17 protein-coding genes are annotated in these 18,689 nt (G+C 70.7%); 6 read left to right on the forward strand and 11 right to left on the reverse strand.

Annotation, left to right across the window (positions count from 1 at the left end; all coding sequences use genetic code 11):
* The first annotated feature begins 39 nt into the window (after window positions 1-39).
* The 4 genes from OG408_RS10705 to OG408_RS10720 all read left to right on the forward strand — a co-directional run bounded on the left by OG408_RS10705 (window position 40) and on the right by OG408_RS10720 (window position 4,393).
* Window positions 40-1,365, forward strand: coding sequence for a DUF2252 domain-containing protein (locus tag OG408_RS10705; protein WP_266777694.1), 1,326 nt, complete (start codon window positions 40-42; stop codon window positions 1,363-1,365).
* Between the two features lie 65 nt (window positions 1,366-1,430).
* On the forward strand, window positions 1,431-2,162 hold the full coding sequence (locus tag OG408_RS10710; RefSeq protein WP_266777696.1) for a hypothetical protein: 732 nt from the start codon (window positions 1,431-1,433) through the stop codon (window positions 2,160-2,162).
* A 51-nt stretch (window positions 2,163-2,213) separates the two neighbouring features.
* Window positions 2,214-3,035, forward strand: a complete 822-nt coding sequence (locus OG408_RS10715; protein WP_266777698.1) for a DsbA family protein — start codon at window positions 2,214-2,216, stop codon at window positions 3,033-3,035.
* Between the two features lie 365 nt (window positions 3,036-3,400).
* Window positions 3,401-4,393 (forward strand): zinc metalloprotease, encoded by a 993-nt coding sequence (locus OG408_RS10720; RefSeq protein ID WP_266777700.1) that lies wholly within the window; start codon window positions 3,401-3,403, stop codon window positions 4,391-4,393.
* A 71-nt stretch (window positions 4,394-4,464) separates the two neighbouring features.
* On the opposite strand, the gene OG408_RS10725 is transcribed toward OG408_RS10720, so the two are convergent.
* Complete coding sequence (locus OG408_RS10725; RefSeq protein ID WP_285565402.1) at window positions 4,465-5,043, reverse strand: dienelactone hydrolase family protein; 579 nt, start codon at window positions 5,041-5,043, stop codon at window positions 4,465-4,467.
* Window positions 5,044-5,080: 37 nt separating this feature from the next.
* Between OG408_RS10725 and OG408_RS10730 the strand changes: the two genes are divergently transcribed.
* Window positions 5,081-6,202 carry a mechanosensitive ion channel family protein gene (locus OG408_RS10730; protein ID WP_266786090.1) on the forward strand — a complete coding sequence of 374 codons (1,122 nt, stop codon included), beginning with the start codon at window positions 5,081-5,083 and terminating at the stop codon, window positions 6,200-6,202.
* 19 nt (window positions 6,203-6,221) lie between these two features.
* Here the strand turns inward: OG408_RS10730 and OG408_RS10735 are convergent, their stop codons facing one another.
* The 5 genes from OG408_RS10735 to OG408_RS10755 all read right to left on the reverse strand — a co-directional run bounded on the left by OG408_RS10735 (window position 6,222) and on the right by OG408_RS10755 (window position 10,965).
* Window positions 6,222-7,808, reverse strand: coding sequence for a Na+/H+ antiporter (locus OG408_RS10735; protein ID WP_326669551.1), 1,587 nt, complete (start codon window positions 7,806-7,808; stop codon window positions 6,222-6,224).
* Window positions 7,809-7,915: 107 nt separating this feature from the next.
* Window positions 7,916-8,380, reverse strand: coding sequence for a GNAT family N-acetyltransferase (locus tag OG408_RS10740; protein ID WP_266777704.1), 465 nt, complete (start codon window positions 8,378-8,380; stop codon window positions 7,916-7,918).
* The gene (locus OG408_RS10745) at window positions 8,377-9,318 is read right to left on the reverse strand and encodes an RluA family pseudouridine synthase (protein WP_266777706.1); all 942 of its coding nucleotides are present in this window, start codon (window positions 9,316-9,318) and stop codon (window positions 8,377-8,379) included. Before OG408_RS10745 ends, OG408_RS10740 begins: the two co-directional genes overlap by 4 nt.
* Before the next feature lie 23 nt (window positions 9,319-9,341).
* Window positions 9,342-10,013 carry a signal peptidase II gene (lspA, locus tag OG408_RS10750; protein ID WP_266777708.1) on the reverse strand — a complete coding sequence of 224 codons (672 nt, stop codon included), beginning with the start codon at window positions 10,011-10,013 and terminating at the stop codon, window positions 9,342-9,344.
* Window positions 10,014-10,236: 223 nt separating this feature from the next.
* On the reverse strand, window positions 10,237-10,965 hold the full coding sequence (locus OG408_RS10755; RefSeq protein ID WP_405407034.1) for a TraR/DksA family transcriptional regulator: 729 nt from the start codon (window positions 10,963-10,965) through the stop codon (window positions 10,237-10,239).
* 552 nt (window positions 10,966-11,517) lie between these two features.
* Between OG408_RS10755 and ileS the strand changes: the two genes are divergently transcribed.
* Window positions 11,518-14,667 (forward strand): isoleucine--tRNA ligase, encoded by a 3,150-nt coding sequence (ileS, locus tag OG408_RS10760; protein WP_326669557.1) that lies wholly within the window; start codon window positions 11,518-11,520, stop codon window positions 14,665-14,667.
* Between the two features lie 269 nt (window positions 14,668-14,936).
* Here the strand turns inward: ileS and OG408_RS10765 are convergent, their stop codons facing one another.
* The 5 genes from OG408_RS10765 to pgeF all read right to left on the reverse strand — a co-directional run bounded on the left by OG408_RS10765 (window position 14,937) and on the right by pgeF (window position 18,685).
* Entirely contained in the window at window positions 14,937-16,073 is a 1,137-nt protein-coding gene (locus tag OG408_RS10765) for a DivIVA domain-containing protein (RefSeq protein ID WP_266777714.1), read from the reverse strand.
* 49 nt (window positions 16,074-16,122) lie between these two features.
* Window positions 16,123-16,407 carry a YggT family protein gene (locus OG408_RS10770; RefSeq protein WP_136328318.1) on the reverse strand — a complete coding sequence of 95 codons (285 nt, stop codon included), beginning with the start codon at window positions 16,405-16,407 and terminating at the stop codon, window positions 16,123-16,125.
* A gap of 71 nt (window positions 16,408-16,478) precedes the next feature.
* Window positions 16,479-17,096 (reverse strand): cell division protein SepF, encoded by a 618-nt coding sequence (locus OG408_RS10775; protein WP_114244064.1) that lies wholly within the window; start codon window positions 17,094-17,096, stop codon window positions 16,479-16,481.
* A 125-nt stretch (window positions 17,097-17,221) separates the two neighbouring features.
* Complete coding sequence (locus tag OG408_RS10780) at window positions 17,222-17,941, reverse strand: YggS family pyridoxal phosphate-dependent enzyme (RefSeq protein WP_266777718.1); 720 nt, start codon at window positions 17,939-17,941, stop codon at window positions 17,222-17,224.
* A gap of 3 nt (window positions 17,942-17,944) precedes the next feature.
* The gene (gene pgeF, locus OG408_RS10785; protein ID WP_326669562.1) at window positions 17,945-18,685 is read right to left on the reverse strand and encodes a peptidoglycan editing factor PgeF; all 741 of its coding nucleotides are present in this window, start codon (window positions 18,683-18,685) and stop codon (window positions 17,945-17,947) included.
* Window positions 18,686-18,689 lie beyond the last annotated feature (4 nt).

The following is an 18,689-nucleotide window of genomic DNA, read 5'->3' on the forward strand; positions in this document are numbered from 1 at the left end:
ACGTCGTCATGCAGGCCAGGTACCAGGAGGCACCCAGAGATGTCGGACACGCAGACCGGCGCAGCGCAGCGCGGGGAGCAGATCCTCGAGGTCTTCGACACCGCTTTCGGTGAGCTGCTGGCCGCCGATCCGGCTGCCTTCCGGGTGAAGTTCCGGAAGATGGCGGGCTCGTCCTTCGCCTTCTACCGGGGCACGGCCTGCCTGTTCTACAACGACCTGGAGCGGGAGCGGCACGGCGGCCCGTATCTCGACGAGCGCACCGGCCGGGTGTGGATCCACGGCGATCTGCACGCGGAGAACTTCGGCACGTACATGGACGCCAACGGCCGGCTGGTCTTCAACGTGAACGACTTCGACGAGGCCTATGTGGGCCCGTTCACCTGGGACCTCAAGCGGTTCGCCGCCTCGGTCGCCCTGATCGGGTACGCGAAGGCGCTGGGTGATGACCAGATCACCGAGCTCGTCCGGATCTTCGCGGCGGCCTACCGCGAGCGGATCCACGCCCTGGCGACGGGCGCGAAGAACGACGAGGTGCCGCCCTTCACGCTGGACACCGCCGACGGCCCGCTGCTGGGCGCGCTGCGGGCCGCCCGCTCGATGACCCGGTTCTCGCTGCTGGACTCGATGACCGTGATCCGTGACTTCGAGCGCCGCTTCGCGGACGGCGGCGGCGCGATCGACCTGGACGCGGCGACGCGCTACAAGGTCCTGGCCGCGTTCGACGGCTATCTGGAGACGCTGCCGGAGTCGAGCCTGACCCGCCCCGACTCCTACCGGGTCAAGGACGTCGTCGGCCGGCGCGGGATCGGCATCGGATCGGCCGGGCTGCCCTCGTACAACATCCTTCTGGAGGGCAACAGCGACGCCCTGGAGAACGATGTGGTGATCTACCTCAAGCAGGCGCAGACCCCGGCGGTCTCCCGGCACATCACGGACGCCGCCGTGCGCGACTACTTCCAGCACGAGGGCCACCGCACGGTGATCTCGCAGCGGGCGCTGCAGGCGCACGCCGACCCGTGGCTCGGCTGGACCGAGCTGGACGGCGCCGGCCAGCTGGTCGCCGAGGTGTCGCCGTACGCGGTGGATCTGGACTGGTCCGACATCGACGAGCCCGAGGAGATCGCGGCGGTCGTCGCCGACCTCGGCCGGGCGACGGCGACGATGCACTCGGCGGCGGACGACGAGAGCGGCCACTCGCTGGTGCCGTTCTCCACCGAGCGGGCGATCGACGCGGCGATCGCGGCGGACGAGGAGGGCTTCGCGGACCTGCTGGTGGACTTCGCCCACAGTTACGGGGCCCGGGCGAGGGCGGACCACCAGATCTTCGTGGACCTCTTCCGCAACGGCCGGATCCCTGGGCTGTAAGCCTTCCCACAGACGAAGCGGCCCTTAGGGCTCGCCTACAGGTTCGCATGCGACACTCCTCGACGATGGACATATCCGGGACGCAGCTCAGAGTGGTGCGCGCGGCGCTTTTCACAGCGCTCGTCGTGACGCTCTCCGCTGCGTCCCATGTGCTGCTCTCCCGGGTCCCGCTGCCGCTGACCCTGGTCGCCGTGCTGGCGGGCGCCGTCTTCGCCGTGGCGTACGCGCTGGCCGGCCGGGAGCGCGGCTTCGGGGCGATCGCGGGGCTGCTGGTCCCGCTGGAGCTGGCCGCGGACACGGTCTTCACCACCGGACAGCACCTCTGTTACGGCGCTGCGGGCGGGCCGATCGCGGGTCCCCTGCGCTCGGTCGGTGTCGACGTGCTGTGCGGGGGCGGTGATGTCGGAGCGGGCGCGTCGCGGCTCGGCGGTGTCGGCGAGGTGGGCACCCCGCTGGCCTCGGTGACCGCGGGCGGCCACGGCGCCGCCGCCCTGCTGGCCTCCCCCGGCCCGCTGGTCCCCTGGCTGCTGCTGGCCGCCCATGTGTCGGTCGGGCTGCTCGCCGCCGCCTGGCTGCACCGCGGCGAGCTGGCGCTCGCGGGCCTGCTGGGCGCGTTCGCCCTGCTGGCGTTCCGGCCGCTGCTGATCGCGGTCGCCGTCGCGGGAACGGCCCGCCGCACCGCGGGCCGCGAGATCCGCACCGCGGGCCACGGCCCGCACCTCCTCGTCCACGCGCGCCTCCTCGTGCACTCCGTGGGGCGGAGGGGACCGCCGAGCCGGGCCTGTGCCACCGCCTGAGCACGCGAGTCCCTGACGACGTACGACCACGCACCCCACGGAGAACCCACCATGAGCAAGCGCAACAGCCAGGCCAACAAGTCCGCCGCCCGCGAGCGGCTGCGCGCCGAGCGCGAGCGCCAGGCGAAGAAGGACAAGACCCGCCGGCAGGTCGTCGTCGGCGTCTCCGTCGTCGCCGTCCTCGCGATCGCCGCCGGCGTCGGTTACGGCGTGATGAAGCTGAACGAGCCCGACCACTGGGACGAGGCCAAGGACGCCAAGAACGTCACCGCCCCGAAGAACACCTCGGGCACGAACGGCACGACCGTCGTGGTCGGCAAGTCGACCGCCAAGAAGACCCTGGAGCTGTACGAGGACTCCCGCTGCCCGGTCTGCGCCTCGTTCGAGCAGACGGTCGGCGAGACGGTCCACAAGGACGTCGACGCAGGCAAGTACAAGATCAAGTACATCGGTGCCACGTTCATCGACGGCGCCAACTCGGCCAACGGTGAGGGCTCGAAGAACGCGCTGAGCGCCCTGGGCGCCGCGCTGAACGTGAGCCCCGAGGCGTTCCTCGACTACAAGTACGCGCTCTACTCCACGAAGTACCACCCCGAGGAGACGGACGACAAGTTCAAGGACGACTCGTACCTGATCAAGGTCGCCGACACGGTGGACGCGCTCAAGGGCAACGCCGCCTTCCAGAAGGACGTCAAGGACGGTACGTACGACTCCTGGGCGATGAAGATGTCCGCGACCTTCGACAAGAGCGGCGTCGAGGGCACCCCGACCCTGAAGATGGACGGCAAGACGCTGACCGGCTCGGACAAGAAGAACGCCCCGATGACGGTGGCGGACTTCAACAGCGCGATCACCGCCGCGCTGAAGGGCTGACAGCCGCCCGGCTCCGCGCGGAACGGGCGGGTGAACCCACCGGGTTCACCCGCCCGTTCGCGTCCGCGGCCCGCCCGGCCCGTCCGGATCCGGCCACGCCGGGCCGTGTTGACGGTGGATGACGGCCCTGTGTCGGGTGGCGTTCCGCACGGATCCAATGGGGACACACCGGTCTCCGGATGAACCCGGTAGATGACGTCCGTCTCCCAAACTCCGGAGCGGACAGCAGAATTTCTTCCCGTTGCACCGGTTTGCACCATGAATGATTGGGCCGGATCGACCCTCGCCCACATATGACATGCCCACGTAATCTCCCCGGCGGCGGGTGAGGAAATCCCTCCCCCACACATCCGCTAGGAGTCCCTGTGCGCACTCTCGCTCGCATTTCTCCGCGTCTGCGTCACCACGCGATCGGCACCGCCGTCCTGGCCGGAACCCTGGCCCTGGCCCCCCTCACCGTCCCCTCCGGTGCCACCGCCGCGTCCGGGAAGGCCACTGCCACGTCTCTGTCCGCCGAGGCCTGCGCGGACGCCCCGGCCGGCGCCACCGCCCGCGAGTCCCGCCCCACGGGCCCGGAGCACGCCTCGGACCCCAACGAGCTGACCACCGCCCAGGCCGCCGCCATCGACCGGCAGATGAAGCAGAGACTCACCGAGCGCCGGATCCCCGGCGCCGCGCTCGCCGCCGGTGCGACCGTCCCCGTCTACTTCCACGTCATCCACTCCGGCAGCACGGGCAAGCTCACCGCCGCCGACATCAGCAGCCAGATGAGCGTGCTGAACGCCGCGTACAGCGGCCAGGGCACCGGCAACACCCCCACCGGCTTCCAGTTCTCGCTGGCCGGCACCGACTACACGGACAACGCGTCCTGGTACAACGTCTCCTCGGGCTCGTCGGCCGAGAGGTCGATGAAGACGGCCCTGCGCAAGGGCGGCAAGAACGCGCTCAACGTCTACACCGCCAACCTCGGCGGCGGGCTGCTCGGCTGGGCGACGTTCCCGAGCTCCTACAGCTCCAGCCCGTCCATGGACGGCGTGGTCATCCTGGACGCCTCGCTGCCGGGCGGTTCGGCCGCCAACTACGACGAGGGCGACACCGCGACGCACGAGGTCGGCCACTGGATGGGGCTCTACCACACCTTCCAGGGCGGCTGCGGCGGCAGCGGCGACTACGTCTCCGACACCCCCGCGGAGAAGAGCGCCGCGTTCGAGTGCCCGACCGGGCGCAACACCTGCACCGGCACCGGTGTGGACCCGATCCACAACTTCATGGACTACACCTACGACTCCTGCATGTACCAGTTCACCCCGGGCCAGGTGCAGCGGATGAGCGACAGCTGGACCGCGTACCGCGGCTGATCCCTTCCGCTCCCTTCCGCACGGACCGAGGGGCCCCGCGCACCGTTGTGTGCGCGGGGCCCCTCGCACGCTCACAGCGTGGCGAGGAAGCCGATCGCGACCTTCCAGGCCAGCTCCGCCGACGCCTGGTCGAAGTCGGGCAGTTCGGCGTCGGTGAACAGGTGACCCGCGCCCGGGTAGCGGTAGACCTCGACATCGGCACCGGTCCGCTGCATCTGCAGGTACCAGGAGTTCAGCCAGTCGTGCGTCTCGAACGGGTCCGGGTCGGCGACGTGCAGCTGCACGGGCAGCTCGTCCACCGAGGCGGTCTCCGCGATGTCCGACGTGCCGTGGAACAGCAGCAGTCCCCGCGCCTTCGCGTCGCCGAGCGCGAGCGTCTGGGCGACCGAAGCCCCCAGCGAGAAGCCCGCGTAGACCAGCCCGCGGTCGGAGTAGGGCGCCGCGGCCAGCACGGCCCGCTTCAGCAGCTCCTCCTTGCCCGTCTCCTCCTTGAAGGCCAGCCCGTCCTCGATGGTTTCGAAGGTGTGCCCGTCGAAGAGATCGGGCACGTGCACCTCATGCCCGGCGGCGCGCAGCCGGTCGGCGGCCGCATGCACCGCGGGGCGCAGTCCGTACGTCGAGTGGAAAAGCATGATGTTCATGAGGCCCATGGTGCCAGTTACGGTCGAGAGCATGGAGAGCGACAGCATGGAGAACGTACTGCGACCGCTGATCGTCCTCGGCGGCACCGCCGTGATCACGCTGGTGGCGGGCTGGCTGCTCGACCTGCTGCTCAGGCGCGCCGACGGCCGGCACCACGAGACGCCGTTGTGGGGCCTGCTGCGGCGCTGCCGGCTCCCGTTCCAGCTGACGCTGGGCGCGGCGCTGCTGCGGGCCACCTACCCCCACACCCGGCTCGACATGGTCCGCGAGCACCGGACGGGCATCGGCCAGGTGCTGACCCTGGTGCTGATCGGGGCGTCGGCCTGGCTGGTGGTGCGGATCGCCGTCGCGGTGGTGGACTCGGTGTACGCCCGCTACGCGGCGAACACCCGGGACCCGGCACGGGTGCGGCGGGTCCGGACCCAGGTGACGCTGATCCAGCGGGTGGTCATCGCGATCGTGACGACCGTGGCGGTCGCCGCGATGCTGCTGACGTTCCCCGCCATGCAGACGGTCGGCACCTCGATGCTGGCCTCGGCCGGTGTCCTCGGCATCGTCGCCGGTGTCGCCGCCCAGTCCACGCTCGGCAATCTCTTCGCCGGCCTGCAGATCGCCTTCGGCGACATGGTGCGGATCGGCGACACGGTGGTGGTGGACGGGGAGTGGGGCACGATCGAGGAGATCACCCTGACCTTCCTCGCGGTGCGGACCTGGGACGAGCGGCGGATCACGATGCCGGTCTCGTACTTCACCAGCAAGCCCTTCGAGAACTGGTCGCGCGGCGGGGCCCAGATGACCGGCTCGGTCTTCTTCCACCTCGACCACGCGGCGCCCGTCGCCGCGATGCGCGAGCAGCTGCGGGACATCCTGGGCGAGTGCGCGGCGTGGGACGGCCGGGACTGGTCGCTGGCGGTCACCGACACCACACCCTCCACGATCCAGGTGCGCGCGGTGGTCACGGCGAAGGACGCGGACGACATCTGGACGGTGCGCTGCGCGGTCCGGGAGCAGCTGATCGGCTGGCTGCGCGACCACCATCCCTACGCGCTGCCGCGGATCGCCACGGCCCCCGCGGCGCTGCCGCCCGGTGACGCGTGGCCGGCCGTGCACGGCACGGACGAGAAGCCCGCGGGCTGGGGCCGGGCGCCGCGTACCGGACGCGGCTGACCTTCCGCGCGGGGGCGGGTCAGCGCAGGCTGCGTACGTCCAGCTGCCGCAGCACCCGGTCGACGACCTCGGGGTCCGCGCCCGCCTCGCTGCGCGCGGAGAGCACCGCGTGGCGGGCGGCCGACATCATCTCGCGCTGGATGCGGCTGACCGCCTTGAACCGCTCGGCGCGCTGGGCGTACGCCTCGCGCCGCTCGTCGTCGACCATGTCGGGACTGATCCGCGCCCCGACGTCGTAGGCCAGTCGCTGGAGGCGTTCCACGACGTCCTCGGGGAACTCCTCGACCTCCTGGATCTCCTTGAGCCGCTGCTTGGCCGCCTTGGCGGCCCGGATCGCGAGGTCCCGCTCCAGCGCCTCCTCGGCGTCGGTGTCCGCCTTCACCCTCAGCTTGCGCACCAGCCACGGCAGGGTCAGGCCCTGGAAGACCAGCGTGACCATGATCACGGAGAAGGCGATGAAGACGATCTCGTCACGGCCGGGGAACGGCTTCCCGTCGTCCGTCTTCAGCGGGATCGCGAGTGCCAGCGCGACCGAGGCCACCCCGCGCATCCCCGCCCACCACATGACGACGGTCTCCCGCCAGCCGGTGGGGATCTCCTCGCTGACGTCGCGGCGGGTGTGCAGCCGCTTGGCCAGCCAGGTCGCGGGGAGGAGATAGAGCAGCCGGACGCCGACGACGACGGCGACGACGGCCAGGCCCCAGCCGGTCATCTCCAGCCTGCGGCCGTCGGCCGTCCCGAAGACGTTGTGCAGTTCGAGGCCGATCAGCCCGAAGGCGACACCGGTGACGAGGGTGTCGACGATCTCCCAGAACGTGCGGCCGGTGAGCCGGCCGAGCACGTCGTCGGCGTCGGCGGTGTACTCGGCGAGGAAGAGCGCGGTGGTCAGGACGGCGAGCACGCCGGAGCCCATCAGCTCCTCGGCGAGCACGTAGCTGACGAACGGCACCAGCAGGGTCAGGCCGACCTGGAGGGTGGCGTCGCCGAGCAGGCCCATGAGTTTGATGGTGAGCCAGCCGAGCGCGACGCCCACCGCGACGGCGACGACCGCGGACAGGATCAGCAGTCCGAACGCCTCGGGCAGCGAGAAGGTGCCGCTCACCGCCGCGGCGATGGCCACGTGGTAGAGCACGATCGCGGTGACGTCGTTGAACAGGCCCTCGCCCTCCAGGATGGAGACGAGGCGGCGGGGCAGTCCGACCGATCCCGCGACGGCGGTGGCCGCGACCGGGTCGGGCGGGGCGACGAGCGCGCCGAGTGCGACGGCGGCGGCGAGCGGCAGCCCGGGAACGATCGCGTTGGCCACCGCGGCCACGGCCGCCGTCGTCAGGAAGACGAGGGCGACGGCCAGCAGGAAGATCGGGCGCTTGTTGGCGGTGAACTGCCGCCAGGAGGTGCGCTGCACGGAGGCGTAGAGCAGCGGCGGGAGCAGCGCGGGAAGAATGATCTCCGGCGGGATGTCCACGTTCGGCACGAAGCTGAGGAAGGCCATCCCGACCCCGGCGAGGGTCATCAGCACCGGTGCGGGAAGGCCGAGCCGTTCGCCGAGTGGCACGGTGACCACGGCTCCCAGGAGCAGCAGGAGCAGCAGTGCCATTTGGTCCACGGGGTGCCTTCCGGAGCGCTCCGGCCGGGCCCGGTCTCGGCACGGCCAAGGGCCCTCAGCCTGCCATGGGCGTCAGGTAACCCGTGGCCAGGGGGTGCGCCGGGGTGTCAGATCGTCCGGCGCATCGCCCGGTGCGCGATGCCCGCGTCCGGGAACTCGGGGCCGTAGGCCGCGTACCCGAGGCGCTCGTAGAAACCGAGCGCGTGCGTCTGGGCGTGCAGGTCGACGGCGGCCAGACCGAGCTCACGGGCGGCGTCCTCGATGGCCCGCACCAGCGCCGCGCCGACCCCGAGGCCGCGCGCGCCGCTGGTCACCGCGAGCCGGCCGAGCGAACCGACGGTGAGGTCGCCGCCGGTCTTCGTCTCCGTGCCGGGGCCGTGCAGCAGCCGTCCGGTGCCCAGTGCCGTGCCGTCCTCGGCGACGGCTATGACGTGGACCGCGTGCGCGTCGTAGGAGTCGTACTCGATCTCCTCCGGCACGTTCTGCTCGCCGACGAAGACGTCCTTGCGGACCTGGAAGCAGGCGGCACGGTCCTGCTCACCGGTGACGGTCCGGGTGGTGTAGGCGATCATTCGCTCTCCGCCGCGATCCGGTCGAGGGCCTGCTGGAGGTCGTCCGGGTAGGTGCTGGAGAACTCCACCCAGCTGCCGTCCGCGGGGTGCTCGAAGCCGAGCCGGACCGCGTGCAGCCACTGCCGGGTCAGCCCCAGCCGCTTGGCCATGGTCGGGTCCGCGCCATAGGTGAGGTCGCCGACGCAGGGGTGGCGGTGGGCGGACATGTGCACCCGGATCTGGTGGGTGCGGCCGGTCTCCAGCTTGATGTCCAGGAGGCTGGCGGCGCGGTACGCCTCGATCAGGTCGTAGTGCGTCACCGACGGCTTGCCCTCGGCGACGACCGCCCACTTGTAGTCGTGGGTGGGGTGGCGGCCGATGGGGGCGTCGATGGTGCCGCTCATCGGGTCCGGGTGGCCCTGGACGAGCGCGTGGTACTTCTTGTCGACGATCCGGTCGCGGAACTGGGCCTTCAGCAGGGTGTAGGCGCGCTCGGACTTGGCGACGACCATCAGCCCCGAGGTGCCCACGTCCAGCCGGTGGACGATGCCCTGGCGCTCGGCGGCGCCCGACGTCGAGATCCGGTAGCCGGCGGCGGCGAGGCCGCCGATGACGGTGGTGCCGGTCCAGCCGGGGCTGGGGTGCGCGGCGACGCCGACCGGCTTCATGATGACGACGATGTCGTCGTCGTCGTGGACGATCTCCATGCCCTCGACGGGCTCGGCGACGATCTGCACCGGAGCGGGAGCCTGCGGCATCTCCACTTCCAGCCAGGCGCCGCCCCGCACCCGCTCGGACTTCCCGACGACCGAACCGTCCACCTGCACCTTCCCGGCGGCGGCCAGCTCGGCGGCCTTGGTGCGGGAGAAGCCGAACATGCGGGAAATGGCGGCGTCGACACGCTCGCCTTCCAGGCCATCGGGTACGGGCAGGGTTCGGATCTCGGGATGCGTACTCACCTGTCGAGTATGCCTTGCGCGTCCTAGTCCTTGTGCACGGTGCCGTCGGGGTCCAGGCCCTTGAAGGACAGCAGCACGATCAGGATGCCGCCGCAGACGATGGCGGAGTCCGCCAGGTTGAAGACGGCGAAGTGCGCGGGGGCGATGAAGTCCACCACCGCGCCCTCGAAGACACCGGGCGCGCGGAAGATGCGGTCGGTGAGGTTGCCGAGGGCACCGCCGAGCAGCAGGCCGAGCGCGATCGCCCAGGGCAGGCTGTAGAGCTTGCGCGCGAGCCGGGCGATCACCACGATGACGGTCGCCGCGATGATCGTGAAGATGATCGTGAAGGCCTCGCCGAGGCCGAACGCGGCGCCCGCGTTACGGATCGCGTCGAGCTTCAGCCAGTCGCCGAAGATCTCGATGGGCTCCTGGTGCTCCAGCTTCGCCACCACGAGCATCTTGCTGCCGAGGTCCAGCAGGTAGGCGAGCACGGCGACGCAGAAGAGCAGGATGATCCGGCGCCGGCGGGTGGCCGGCGAACGGTCGACCGAGGTCTCCGTCTCGCCGTCGTCCGCCACCGGACCGGCGTCCTGCCCGTCCGGCTCGACGGCGTCGGGGGACCCGCTCGCGCCGGCCCGGTCCGGCTCGGCTCCTTCGCGTCCCTCAGCCTCGGGGATGTCCGGCGTACCGATGATGCGCTCCGCCTCTGCCACGTGAGTCCCTCAACCTAGTTCCCGACGGAGAGGCTGTCGGGTGATCTGCGATCGGAAAGCGGACGCGGTCCGGTGCGTGCGGTTCCAAGGCGCCGAGATGTCCTGGCAGCGGAGCTACCGGGGCATTTCGGCAACGCGGGAAGCGTGCGTGCCAGGGCGTGGCCGCCCGATCGCGGATCACCCGACAGCCTCTGGGGACGAGGGTACGACACACCGGTGGGGATCAGCCGCGTCGCTCCTGCTTCTGTTTGTCCTCGACGCAGAGGGTGGCCCGGGGGAACGCCTGCATGCGCGCCTTGCCGATCGGATTGCCGCAGATCTCACAGAGTCCGTACGTGCCCGCGTCGAGGCGGGCCAGGGCCCGCTCGGTCTGCTCCAGCATCTCCTGGGCGTTGGCGGCGAGCGACATCTCGTGCTCGCGGGTGATGTTCTTGGTGCCGGTGTCCGCCTCGTCGTCACCCGCCCCGTCGCCGGAGTCCCGCATCAGCCCGGCCAGCGCCAGGCCCGAGGCCTCCAGCTCGTTGCGCAGCCGGGTGATCTCGCCGGTCAGCTCGCTCCGGGCGGCCGAGACCTCCTCCGCCGTCCAGGGGTCCTCCCCCGGCCGTACGGCCAGCTCTCCCGGGGTCGTCGCCGCGGCCCGGGCCGGGGGCACGGGCGCGGCGCTCCGGCCGGTGGTCCGGGTCCTGGCCGCGCTCTTCTTGGCTACCACCGTGTGGGCTCCCGTCTGCTCGGCGGCCTCGGCCGCCCCCGTGGCCGCGGACGCGGCCTTCTTCGAAGCCTTGGCGGCCGTGGTCCGCCCGGCCGCGGTCTTCTTGGCCGCCGCCTTCTTGACCGTCTTCCCGGCCGTCTTCTTCGTGGTCTTCTTCGCGGCCCCGGCGGCCCCGGTGGTGCTCGCCGCCGCGTCCTCCGGCCCGGTCCCCGCGTTCGCGTCGGACGTCTTCTTCGCCACCATGGCCGCGGCCCCTTCACGCATTGTGATCTTGCTCGCGAGTCGTGCTGGGACGATAAGTCGACCCCAGCCCCGCGGCAACGGGGCACGCCGCCGCATGGTCCCTCCCCGTGTCCGGATCACTCCGCGCCTGAAACCGTTGTTCCCAGCTCCCCGCCGGGTAATCCGCCTTCCGGCCGCCCGCCGGAGGGTGCCGGGACCCGATGCGCCCCGTCTGGCCATTCGGGTCACTCCGGGGCCGCCGGAAATCCGGTCGGCCGCCGCGCCCCGCGGCCCGTACACTGGCCCCAGCGAGAGGCGTGGATGGGACGAGTAGCGTCGTACGCAGCCAGGAGCGACCCGGGGACGGTGGAAGCCCGGGGGCGAGCGCGTCGTGAAGATCACCCCGGAGCCGTCGGAAGAACGCCCGCCAGGGCCAGTAGAACCGGCATCGCACCCCAATGAGGGGGCCACGGGCGGCACGCCCGGGGCCAAGGAGGGTGGTACCGCGGGATCCGGCATCGGTTCTCGTCCCTCCGACGGAAGTGGAACACGTCCGCCGGAGGAAGCCCGCACATGACATCGCCGCAGTACCGCCAGGTACCCGCCCAGGTCGACCTGCCCGCGTTGGAGCACGCCGTGCTCGACTTCTGGCGCGAGAACAAGGTCTTCGACCGGAGCCTCGAACAGTCCGAGGGCCGCCCCGAGTGGGTCTTCTACGAGGGCCCGCCCACGGCCAACGGCATGCCGGGCGCCCACCACATCGAGGCCCGCGTCTTCAAGGACGTCTTCCCGCGCTTCCGCACCATGCAGGGCTACCACGTCGGCCGGAAGGCCGGCTGGGACTGTCACGGCCTGCCGGTCGAGCTCGCGGTCGAGAAGGAGCTGGGCTTCAACGGCAAGAAGGACATCGAGGCGTACGGCATCGCCGAGTTCAACGCCAAGTGCCGTGAGTCCGTGACCCGGCACACCGACGCCTTCACCGAGCTCACGACCCGGATGGGCTACTGGGTCGACCTCGACGACGCGTACCGCACGATGGACCCCGAGTACGTCGAGTCCGTGTGGTGGTCGCTGAAGGAGATCTTCAACAAGGGCCTGCTCACCCAGGACCACCGCGTCGCCCCGTGGTGCCCGCGCTGCGGCACCGGCCTCTCGGACCACGAGCTGGCGCAGGGGTACGAGACGGTCGTCGACCCGTCGGTCTTCGTGCGCTTCCCGCTCACCTCCGGCCCGCTGGCCGGCGAGGCGGCGCTCCTGGTCTGGACGACGACCCCCTGGACCCTGGTCTCCAACACGGCCGTCGCCGCACACCCCGAGGTCGAGTACGTCGTCGCGACGGACGGCCGGGAGAAGCTGGTCGTCGCCCGGCCGCTCGTCGAGAAGGCGCTGGGCGAGGGCTGGGAGCTGACCGGTGACTCCTTCACCGGCCGCGAGATGGAGCGCTGGACCTACGAGCGCCCGTTCACCCTGATCGACTTCCCGGCGCCCGCGCACTACGTCGTCAACGCCGAGTACGTGACGACCGAGGACGGTACGGGTCTGGTCCACCAGTCCCCCGCCTTCGGCGCCGACGACCTCCTGGTCTGCAAGGCGTACGGACTGCCGGTGGTGAACCCGGTCCGCCCCGACGGCACCTTCGAGGAGGACGTGCCACTGGTCGGTGGCGTCTTCTTCAAGAAGGCCGACGAGGCGCTCACCGAGGACCTGGCCGCCCGCGGCAAGCTCTTCCGGCACGTCCCGTACGAGCACAGCTACCCGCACTGCTGGCGCTGCCACACGGCGCTGCTCTACTACGCGCAGCCGTCCTGGTACATCCGCACGACCGAGATCAAGGACCGGCTCCTCGCGGAGAACGAGAAGACCAACTGGTTCCCCGACTCGGTCAAGAACGGCCGCTTCGGCGACTGGCTGAACAACAACGTCGACTGGGCGCTGTCCCGGAACCGCTACTGGGGCACCCCGCTGCCGATCTGGCGCTGCGAGGACGACCACCTCACCTGCGTCGGCTCGCGCGCCGAGCTGACCGCCCTCACCGGCACCGACCTCTCCGGCCTGGACCCGCACCGGCCGTTCATCGACGAGATCACGTTCACCTGCACGCACGAGAACTGCCAGCTGGAGGCGTACCGCGTCCCCGAGGTCATCGACGCCTGGTACGACTCGGGCTCGATGCCGTTCGCGCAGTGGGGCTACCCGTACAAGAACAAGGAGATCTTCGAGAGCCGCTACCCGGCGCAGTTCATCTCGGAGGCCATCGACCAGACGCGCGGGTGGTTCTACACGCTGATGGCGGTCGGCACGCTCGTCTTCGACAAGTCCTCGTACGAGAACGTGGTGTGCCTGGGCCACATCCTGGCCGAGGACGGCCGGAAGATGTCCAAGCACCTGGGCAACACCCTCGAACCGATCCCGCTCATGGACCAGCACGGCGCCGACGCCGTCCGCTGGTTCATGGCGGCGGGCGGCTCCCCGTGGGCGGCGCGCCGGGTCGGCCACGGCACGATCCAGGAGGTCGTCCGCAAGACGCTCCTCACGTACTGGAACACGGTCGCCTTCCAGGCCCTGTACGCCCGTACGTCGAACTGGGCGCCCTCCGCGGCCGACCCGGCACCGGCGGACCGCACGGTCCTGGACCGCTGGCTGCTCAGCGAGCTGAACGCCCTGGTGGACCAGGTCACCACCGCGCTGGAGGGGTACGACACCCAGCGCGCCGGCAAGCTGCTGTCCGCGTTCGTCGACGACCTGTCCAACTGGTACGTGCGCCGCTCCCGCCGCCGCTTCTGGCAGGGCGACAAGGCGGCGCTGCGCACCCTGCACGAGGTCGTCGAGACGGTCACCCGGCTGATGGCCCCGCTGACCCCGTTCATCACCGAGCGGGTCTGGCAGGACCTCGTCACACCGGTCACCCCGGACGCGCCGTCGTCGGTCCACCTCTCCAGCTGGCCGAAGGCGGACCTGTCCGCGATCGACCCGGACCTGTCCACGCAGATGGCGCTGGTCCGCCGCCTGGTCGAGCTGGGACGCGCCACGCGTGCCGAGTCGGGCGTGAAGACCCGGCAGCCGCTGTCCCGCGCCCTGGTGGCGGCCTCGGGCTTCGAGAACCTCTCCCCGGAGCTGCACGCGCAGATCACCGAGGAGCTGAACGTCTCCTCGCTGGCCTCCCTGTCCGAGGTGGGCGGCTCGCTCGTCGACACGACGGCGAAGGCGAACTTCCGGGCGCTGGGCAAGCGGTTCGGCAAGGGCGTCCAGGCGGTGGCGAAGGCCGTCGCGAACGCGGACGCCGCGGCGCTCTCCCTCGCCCTGCGCGAGGGCACGGCGTCGGTCGAGGTCGACGGCGAGCAGGTCACGCTGGCTCCCGACGAGGTCATCATCACGGAGACCCCGCGCGAGGGCTGGTCGGTCGCGTCCGACTCGGGCGCGACGGTCGCGCTCGACCTGGAGATCACTCCGGAGCTGCGGCGTGCGGGCCTGGCCCGTGACGCGATCCGGCTGATCCAGGAGGCGCGCAAGAACAGCGGCCTGGACGTCGCGGACCGCATCGCCGTCCGCTGGACGTCCACCTCCCCCGCGACGGCCGAGGCCCTGACCGAGCACGCGTCCCTGATCGCGGACGAGGTCCTGGCCCTGGACTACGCGCAGGGCGAGGCGGACGCGGCGTACGGCGAGCCCTTCGAGGACGAGGGCCTGTCCCTGACGTTCCGCCTCCGCAAGACGGAGCGGTAGCCGCAGCACACGAAGGGCCCGGCCGGACACGTTCCGGCCGGGCCCTTCTGCGTCTCGGCCGCTCAATCCAGCCCCGCCGGCGTTTGAGGCGCGGGGGTCCGGGGGCGGAGCCCCCGGTTACGGGAAGGGGCGGGCAGGGGACAGGCCCCGCGCAGCGGCCACCCACAGCCCCACCGCACCCGCCCACGGCAAAGGGCCGGGCCCCGGGGAATCCCCGGGGCCCGGCCCTCAGCCTGCCGACGGCTACGCGCTCAGCGAGCGCGAACCGCTCAGTTGTCGTCCTCGTCGATCAGGAACCCGCGCATCGGCGAAGGCGCCTGCTGCATCGGCTGCGGCGCCTGCGGCCGCACCGGCGCCATCGGCTGCGTCATCGCGGGCGACATCTGCTGCTGGCCACCGTAGGAGGGGCCACCGCCCATGGACGGGTTGCCGCCCATCTGCTGGTTGCCGTGACCGCCGTGGTTGCCACCCATGGTGTGACCCATCGCACCGGCACCGGCCGGGGCCAGCGAGGGCGACGGCGGCAGCGAGGCGGCAGCCGGCGTCCGCGGCGGAGCCAGCGAGTCGTCGGCCTGGGTCTCCAGCTGACGCAGCTGGCTCTCCAGGTAGGACTTCAGACGGGTCCGGTACTCGCGCTCGAAGCCACGCAGGTCCTCGACCTTGCGCTCCAGCGTCGCGCGGGCCGACTCCAGCGAGCCCATCGCCACGCGGTGCTTCTCCTGCGCGTCCCGCTCCAGGGCGTCAGCCTTGGCGCGCGCGTCGCGCTCCAGGCCCTCGGCACGGCTGCGCGCCTCGCCGACGATCTTGTTGGCCTCGGAACGGGCCTCCGCGATCGCCTGGTCGGCGGTCTGCTGCGCCAGGGACAGGACACGGGCGGCGCTGTCGCCACCGGGGCCCTGCTGCTGCATCTGCGGCGGCTGCTGCATCTGCTGCATCTGCTGCATCTGCTGCTGCTGGGGGTTGTGACCGCCCATGGGGCCGCCCATCGGGCCACCCTGCATCGGGCCGGGGCCGTGCGGGCCCTGCGGACCGGGGCCGTGCGGACCCTGGGGGCCGTGGCCGCTGGGACCGGCGGGCAGCTGCGGAGCACCACCGGGCAGCTGGGGCGGACCCATCTGCGGGGGCTGCTGCTGGACCGGCGGACCAGATATGGCGGCGGGCACGGGCGCACCGGGGCGATCCTGCTGCTCGGGCGGCTTGCGCATGCCCTGCTGCTGCTGGTTCTGCGCGGCGGCACGCGTGGCGGCGGCCAGCTTGGCGCGCAGGTCCTCGTTCTCACGGAGCAGGCGGGTCAGCTCGGACTCGACCTCGTCGAGGAAGGCATCGACCTCGTCCTCGTCGTAGCCTTCTCGAAGGCGGACCGTCGTGAACTGCTTGTTCCGCACGTCCTCGGGGGTCAGCGGCATCTCTTCTTCACCTCTACGTAGTCGTCGGCAGTCGGCAGGACCGTATCGCTCACAGCCTGGTCACGATGCTGATCAGGATGGAAACGATGATCATCAGAACGAAGAAGGACAGGTCGAGTGCCACGCCCCCGAGACGCAGCGGCGGAATGAACCGCCGCAGGAGCTTGAGCGGTGGATCGGTGACCGTGTAAGTGGCCTCAAGGACGACCACCATCGGCTTGCCCGGCTGCCATGAACGTGCGAACTGGAAGACGTAGTCCATGACCAGCCGGAAGATCAGCACGATGAGGAAACACATCAACGCGATGTAGACAACACTTTGTGCGACGCCCATCCTCGCGCTTCCCTCTCCCCTGGCTCTCGTAGCTCCGGCCTCGCGGCCGGGTTGTTCCCGGTGTCGTGTTCTCAGCTCTGGTTGAAGAATCCGCCCTCTGCGATGCGGGCCTTGTCCTCCGCCGTGACATCGACGTTAGCAGGCGACAACAGGAACACCTTCTGCGTCACTCGCTCAATGCTGCCATGGAGACCGAAGACAAGTCCCGCGGCAAAGTCGACAAGTCGCTTTGCGTCCGTATCGTCCATCTCCGTGAGATTCATGATCACCGGAGTGCCCTCACGGAAGTGTTCCCCGATGGTACGGGCCTCGTTGTAGGTCCTGGGGTGCAGCGTGGTGATGCGGTACGGCTCCCGCTCGGACACGACCTTGGGCATGATCACCGGTGCGTTCTTCTCCATGTTCGGGCGTTCAGGTGTGATGGATGCCACGGGGGCGATCCGGGCGGGTCGCTCTCTTTCCGCCGGGATCTGAACCGGCTCCCGCTGCGCCGGAGGCTGTACCACTCGTACCGGTTCGTCCCGCTCCCGGTCACGCTCCACCTGATGCGCGGGCTGGTGCCGGCGCCGGTCGCGCTCGGGCTCCGGCTCGGGTTCGAATTCGTCGTCGGGGTCGAACCCCGGACCGTCGTACCCATCGTCCTCCACGAGGCCGAGGTAGACCGCCATCTTGCGCATCGCGCCGGCCATGCTCTGAGTCCTCCGCTCTGTGGTGGATCGGCATCTGTCACCAAGTGCCCGCGATCCACTGTGGCCTGCCCGCCATAGGCGGTAATGACCATATTTTCTGCTGTGGTCCGACTTGCTTGGCGACGTTACCCGAGCCCGGGTCGGACTCCGAGTACCGCAGTACCGACGCGCACATGTGTCGCTCCGGCCGCAACCGCGTCCTCGAGGTCCGCACTCATCCCTGCAGAGACCATGTTCGCAGCCGGATGGTTCCCGCGCAGCCGGGATGAGAATTCCATCAGCCGGTCGAACGCCGCCCGTTGCCTTCCGGCGAACGGCCCGGCCAGCGGGGCGACGGTCATCAGACCGTCGAGGCGCAGTCCGGGTGCGGACGCGACCGCGTCGGCCAACTCCTCGATCCCGTCGGGGGCGACACCGCCGCGCTCCCCCCGCTCTCCGCTCTCCGCGTCGAGCGCGACCTGGATGAGACACCCGAGTTCACGGCCGCCGCGGCCGGCCGCGGCCGAGAGCGCGGTCACCAGCTTCGTACGGTCCACCGACTGCACGACATCGGCATAACTCGCCACAGATCGCACCTTGTTCGTCTGCAACTGGCCGACAAAGTGCCATGTGAGGGACAGATCCGCACAATCGGTGGCTTTGGGGGCGGCGTCCTGGTCACGATTCTCCGCGACATGGCGCACACCGAGTTCGTGCAGGATCCGCACATCGCTCGCGGGGTAGGTCTTGGTGACCACGATGAGGGTCACTTCTTCCCGATCGCGACCGACCGCGGCGCAGGCGGAGGAGATCCGTTCCTCCACGTGCGCCAGATTCGCGGAGAGTTGTTCCTTACGGTCCGTCATGCCCTATCCGTCCAGCCAGACATATCCAGCGAGCCGCCCGGTGGTGCGGTCGCGTCGGTACGAGAAGTGGTCGCCCGATTCGATGGTGCAGACGGACGACCCGTGCCGGTCGGTGACCCCGAGGTCCGCCAGCTGCGCGTGGACTCCGGCGGTGACGTCGACCGCCGGCGTTCCCCAGCTGGTCTCGGACCACGAGGCGGGGACGGCGGCCGCGACCTCGTCCCGCATCTCGGCCGGCACCTCGTAGCACCGGCCGCAGACGGCCGGTCCGGTGCGGGCGACGATCCGCGAGGCCTCGGCGCCGAGCTCCACCATGGCCCCGATCACTGCGGGCACCACTCCGGCGACCAGTCCGGGCCGGCCCGCGTGTGCTGCTGCGACGATCCCGGCGACCGGGTCGGCGAGCAGTACGGGAGTGCAGTCGGCGGTGAGAACCGCGAGCGGGAGTCCGCGTCGCGCGGTCACCACCGCGTCCACGGCGGGAATCTCGCGGGCGTCACCCCAGGGTCCTTCGACCACGGCGACATCCCGGCCGTGCACCTGGTTCATCCAGACGACCTGTGCCGGATCGAGTCCGCGGGCCCGTGCGGCCCGCTCCCGGTTGGCGAGAACGGCGGCGGGGTCGTCGCCGACCGCGCCGCCGAGGTTGAGCTCCGCGTACGGAGCGGCGCTCACCCCTCCCCACCTGTCGGTGAAGGAGAAATGAGCGCCGCCGTCCGAAGGAACAGAATCCTCATGGCTCACTGAG

The organism is Streptomyces sp. NBC_01257, from assembly GCF_035917255.1.
Taxonomy (GTDB): Bacteria; Actinomycetota; Actinomycetes; order Streptomycetales; family Streptomycetaceae; genus Streptomyces.

Bases quoted from the DNA above. Each gene is read 5' to 3' on its own strand.
- OG408_RS10715 (WP_266777698.1), top strand. From the start codon at position 2,214: ATGAGCAAGCGCAACAGCCAGGCCAACAAGTCCGCCGCCCGCGAGCGG.
- OG408_RS10780 (WP_266777718.1), bottom strand. From the start codon at position 17,941: ATGACGGACCGTAAGGAACAACTCTCCGCGAATCTGGCGCACGTGGAG.
- OG408_RS10730 (WP_266786090.1), top strand. From the start codon at position 5,081: ATGGAGAACGTACTGCGACCGCTGATCGTCCTCGGCGGCACCGCCGTG.
- OG408_RS10765 (WP_266777714.1), bottom strand. From the start codon at position 16,073: ATGCCGCTGACCCCCGAGGACGTGCGGAACAAGCAGTTCACGACGGTC.
- OG408_RS10770 (WP_136328318.1), bottom strand. From the start codon at position 16,407: ATGGGCGTCGCACAAAGTGTTGTCTACATCGCGTTGATGTGTTTCCTC.
- OG408_RS10705 (WP_266777694.1), top strand. From the start codon at position 40: ATGTCGGACACGCAGACCGGCGCAGCGCAGCGCGGGGAGCAGATCCTC.
- OG408_RS10710 (WP_266777696.1), top strand. From the start codon at position 1,431: ATGGACATATCCGGGACGCAGCTCAGAGTGGTGCGCGCGGCGCTTTTC.
- OG408_RS10775 (WP_114244064.1), bottom strand. From the start codon at position 17,096: ATGGCCGGCGCGATGCGCAAGATGGCGGTCTACCTCGGCCTCGTGGAG.
- ileS (WP_326669557.1), top strand. From the start codon at position 11,518: ATGACATCGCCGCAGTACCGCCAGGTACCCGCCCAGGTCGACCTGCCC.
- OG408_RS10725 (WP_285565402.1), bottom strand. From the start codon at position 5,043: ATGGGCCTCATGAACATCATGCTTTTCCACTCGACGTACGGACTGCGC.
- OG408_RS10755 (WP_405407034.1), bottom strand. From the start codon at position 10,965: ATGGTGGCGAAGAAGACGTCCGACGCGAACGCGGGGACCGGGCCGGAG.
- OG408_RS10740 (WP_266777704.1), bottom strand. From the start codon at position 8,380: ATGATCGCCTACACCACCCGGACCGTCACCGGTGAGCAGGACCGTGCC.